Source organism: Treponema sp. (assembly GCF_024696245.1).
Classification (GTDB): domain Bacteria; phylum Spirochaetota; class Spirochaetia; order Treponematales; family Treponemataceae; genus Treponema_D.
The window spans coordinates 1-4,725 of sequence record NZ_JAILGZ010000047.1; the positions used below are offsets into that span (position 1 = coordinate 1).

General features: G+C 39.9%; 3 protein-coding genes. 2 read left to right on the plus strand and 1 reads right to left on the minus strand.

The genetic code is table 11. The features are described 5' to 3' along the window. Positions 1-202: 202 nt before the first annotated feature. Entirely contained in the window at positions 203-1,624 is a 1,422-nt protein-coding gene (locus tag K6D58_RS03280; protein WP_296827552.1) for an ATP-dependent 6-phosphofructokinase, read from the minus strand. A gap of 198 nt (positions 1,625-1,822) precedes the next feature. Here K6D58_RS03280 and K6D58_RS03285 point away from each other — a divergent pair, with 198 nt between their 5' ends. Then, positions 1,823-2,887, plus strand: a complete 1,065-nt coding sequence (locus K6D58_RS03285) for a DUF2804 family protein (RefSeq protein WP_296827555.1) — start codon at positions 1,823-1,825, stop codon at positions 2,885-2,887. 17 nt (positions 2,888-2,904) lie between these two features. Continuing rightward, the coding region (locus K6D58_RS03290; RefSeq protein WP_296827557.1) for a hypothetical protein at positions 2,905-4,725 on the plus strand (1,821 nt) is incomplete at its 3' end.

A 4,725-nucleotide genomic window follows, 5' to 3' on the forward strand; every position in this document is an offset into this window, starting at 1 on the left:
GACTTGAACAATCTTATTGTACACCTTCGAGGAAAGCTTTTTTTTTGCTATAAGCTTTTGTCTCTCACCCGCATAGCGGGTGGTTTATTATGAAAATATTTCGCTTCGCTACATATTTTCACAGGCTCACGAGCCCATAAAAAAAGGCTGCACAAAAATGTACAGCCTGTATAAAAAGATATTTATCTGTAACTACAGAAAATTATTTTTTCATTGCATTTACTTTTTCAAGACGCTTAAGTGCCTTTGTTTCTGCATCGGCACGGTCTTTCTTAAGTCTTTCAAGAACAGTAGACATGTTGTTTACCATATAGATTGGCTGAAGTGTAGCATCAAGACAGTCTCTCCAGAGTGAGCTTTCTGGGTCTACAACATTTCTCTGAAGTGTAGCCATGCTGATTGGAATATGAACATACTTGTCATGAACAAGACCAATTACAATCTTTGTTTTTCCGGCCATTGCTGCATGAACAGCATTGTTACCAAGACGTTCACAGTAGATAGAGTCATTTGCTGTAGTAACTGCAGCACGAACTTCGTAACCTGGATCGATATACTTAAGGTTAATAGGAATATTCTTTTCTGAGAAATACTTGTTGATTCTATCACGGAGGTAAACACCAATATCAGCAAGCTTTTTGTTACCAGAAGCATCTGTAGCATTAGTAGCTGCAAGAAGTTCCTGTCCGGCACCTTCTGCTACTACGATTACTGCATGACCACGGTTAGCAAGGCGTTCTTCCAGGTGATGGAGGAAGCCGTTTGGTCCGTCAAGTTCAAATGGAACTTCTGGAATAAGACAGAAGTTTGTTTCGTGAGAAGCAAGGGCTGTTGCTGTTGCAATAAATCCTGATTCACGACCCATAAGTTTTACAAGACCAATACCACCAATCTGTGACTGAGCTTCCATGTGAATGGAATTAACAGCCTGAGTAGCCTTCTGTACTGCAGTTTCAAAACCAAAGGAACGGTCAATAAACTGAAGGTCATTATCTACAGTCTTTGGAATACCAACAACTGCAATTTTAAGACCACGGCGTTCAATTTCGTTTGCAATATCAAGGGAACCACGCTGAGTACCGTCACCACCAATAATAAACATCATGTTGATGCCAAGGCGTTCAATTGAATCAACGATATCAACTACACGGTCTCCACCACCACGGCTTGTACCAAGGTAAGTTCCACCAATCTTATGAATATCATCAACGATACGTGGGTTAAGGTCTACAACATCATATCCGTTTTCTGCAAAGAAACCCTGATATCCAAATTTAATACCCTTAATGCGGCGTACACCATAGCGGTTCCAGAGACAGCGTACAACAGCGCGCATAACATCATTAAGACCTGGACAAAGACCACCACAAGTACAAATACCGGCTGTTACATGAGCAGGGTTAAAATAAATAAATTCACGGGGACCTGCCTTTTCAAGGTATGTAGATTTTGGGTCATTTTCTTCATCATCTTTATTAAAAACATTAACTCTATTACGAATAAAAGATGAATCACGTACATAATTAGCACGGAAGTCACCGTAATTCTGAGAAAGTTCAATTGGTGACTTAACCTTACATTCACCCAGGGATTCAACTGTAAAATCATATTTAATGGTTCCCATAAAACACCTCTTAGTAGGAAATAAACGCAATAAACGTACACTACAACATATACCGAAGCCCCGAAAATTTCAACACGTGTATATAGAAAATAAGGCACTTTTTACTATATAAAGGCCACTTTGCGGGGAATAATGACAGCTAAGGCACTTCTATGCTATAATACAAAGATATCTTCCTATACAAACATGGAGAGGACTTTGTATACTAGAGAAATTTTAGAGCAGCCTGGTAAATTCGTAAAAAACGGAATCCCCGTATTTGGTACTTTTAAGGGACATCCTGACAGGCTGGACATAAGGGGTGTAAAAAATCCCTATTCTTTTCACTTTCCAAAATTCTTAAGCAACCTCCGGATAAAAAGCCGTCTTTCGCTTTATTTTAGCGTAGGTGATTATATCGGCCACGTAAATTTTCTTGATGCCAAGATATTCGGTTTTGCAGAAGTAGTTTTCTGGAATGCAAAAACACTAAAAAAATTCGTATATCATTCAGTAATGGGACCGAGAAAGCGTTTTGTTCCCCATGACATGAACGTAGCTGCTACCGGCTGTTACATGAATACAAGATATATACGAATAAGCTGGGACAGAAAATCCGGACGTATTTCCCTTAACTTTAAATTAAAGGGAGACAGTGTAAGGCCTTCTGTAAGTGCAAGCCTTAACGGCAGATTCTCTGACAATCTTGCAACAGAACTTACTTCCATACTGCCATCCCCAACAATGAGACGCTGCACAGGAAAATACAATGCGGGGTTCAGCCTTAAGGGGTCAATTACAGTTACCTATAAAAAACAGGCACCTCAGACTATGGCAGAAACAGAGGGCTTAGGCTTTCTTGACATTAACCGCACCTACATGAAGGTTCACAACCAGGGTGAATTTATTACGGGAATCGGCAGCTGCAATGACAAGCCGGTTCTTTTTAGAATTGAATCAACTTCCCAGGAAGCAGCAAACCCTGACCGCTACAACGGCAACATGCTTTTTTACGACGGAAAGGTTACTGTACTGCCACCTGTAGTAATAACCCACCCATTCGGAATAAAAAAAGACTGGGTCATTCAGGATACAGAAAATATGATTGACTTAAGTTTTACGCCATCTTCCGATAATATAAACAGAGTAAGTATTTTCTTATTGAAAGCCGTTTACAACACAATCTTTGGAAAGCTTGAAGGAACTCTGGCAACTTGTGACGGAGAAAAAATCAGCTTTAAGGGATTCAACGGTATTTCACAGAAATATAATATCAGGCTTTAAATTACAGCGGGGTTTATATGGCAAACAGCGATTCAGAATTCAAGGCATCAAAAACACTGGAACCGGGCACTATTGATAAAATAAGGCAGAAGATAGGTCCGATTGATCCCCTTGAAGCGCAGTCCCTGGCAAATAAACTCGGCGGTGAAGTCTTAAAGGAACGGGCATCAGCTCCAGATTCATCAAATATGCCCAGGCGAAAGAATCATACAGAAGTAATCCGTGCAACAGGTCACAGTGCTTCTGATATTTCTTCAGCCAGCGGTGCATTATCTTCAACAACAAACAGAACTCAAATGGCAAGCGTAAATCAAATCGTAACAACAACAAATGTTAAAAGAAGAAAGACAGAAGAAGATCTTCCTGCCCTGACATCCAGGGATCTTAAAATGATTGACAGGGTTATGATGGATCCTGAATATGACATCAAGCCTAACCTTGGTCTCTTTAACTTTCTTTTTAGAATGTCTCAGAAAAACAGGGAAAAAGTTACAAAGAAGTTTGGTGAGTACACAGTTAAAAAGCACATTGAACACATGCAGGCTTTTATCAGTACCATCAAAACTTTTATTCAGCTTTCTCCTGATCACTACAAGAGTAAGATTGCTACAGAAACAGATTTAAAGTTTAAGTTTCTCCGCACTATCGGAAAATGGTCCATGCGTGACATTAAGGTACTGGCCTTAGACGTAGAAAACGCAGCAGACAACCTTACTGTTTCCATGCTTATTCCTTTTGTACGTGCAGTTTATCATGAACTTATTACAATTTATTACATTGGTGAACAGCAGATTCCGGCCCTTATAAAAGAAATCTACACTGATATTACAGCCTACCCGGATGCCGACAAGGCAAAAATGCAGATGCTGGCAAAGCAGGGCATTACAGAATGGATTTACATCTACAATCAGATTATTAAGGGAATGTACCCTCTCCTTATGAGAATGTGCACAAGTGAATATGTTGAATTCCCAAGATTCTTTACAGCTCAGATTGCCAACATTCTTCAGTTTGTAAACCATACTAAGTTTGACCTTCTTCTTCCGGAAAAAAATAAAAAGAAGCCGGAAGACAATAAAAAGAAAGCTCAGGAAGAAGCCAAGAAAAAGCTGGAAGAAAACCGCCATGTTGCAGGTAAAAAGGATGAACTTGTTAATGCCGGCCTTAAAATGCTGGAGCAGCTCTTTCCTAAAGCAGGATTTTCTGCACTGGAAGCTCACCCTGACATGTATCCATACTTTCAGCCCCTCTTTGAATTTGAAGACGGCTTTAATATGCTTCACCCGGAAAACCCTCTGCAGGTAACAGTTGTACTTATTAAAATAATCGAGGAATTTCTTCAGGGCTGCCGTAACATTGACTTTAACATTAAGGCAGATGAAAAACTTACTGAACTTCCGGATGACTTTAACCTTACCTTAAGTGAATGGGCTTCTTACCACGAAGATCTTTTTGATAAAAAATACTGTGACTACTTTAAGAATTACGTTAATTCAATTTACTCACAGAAAGATTATGCCCGCACCCAGTACGGAAAAGAAACCCTTAACAATTTCTTATGGAGGGTAAAATACTGGTTCCTGCCTCACTACAAATTCAGTGCACCTATTCTTCAGAAGCCTTCAAACGACAGCCGCTACAAGCCTCTTTATGCAAGAACAGATTATCTGCGCACCGTATTTACAACTCTTGTTCAGAGAATTGACCAGAATGCTGCCGGAAAGAAAACTGTTCTTGGAGTAATGAATCCCTGGGACCGCTATCAGTTTGACCTGCCAAATGTAATTTCCAAGCGTCTTGATGTTCTTCTTGGAGCAAAAAGACCTGATGACCTTACA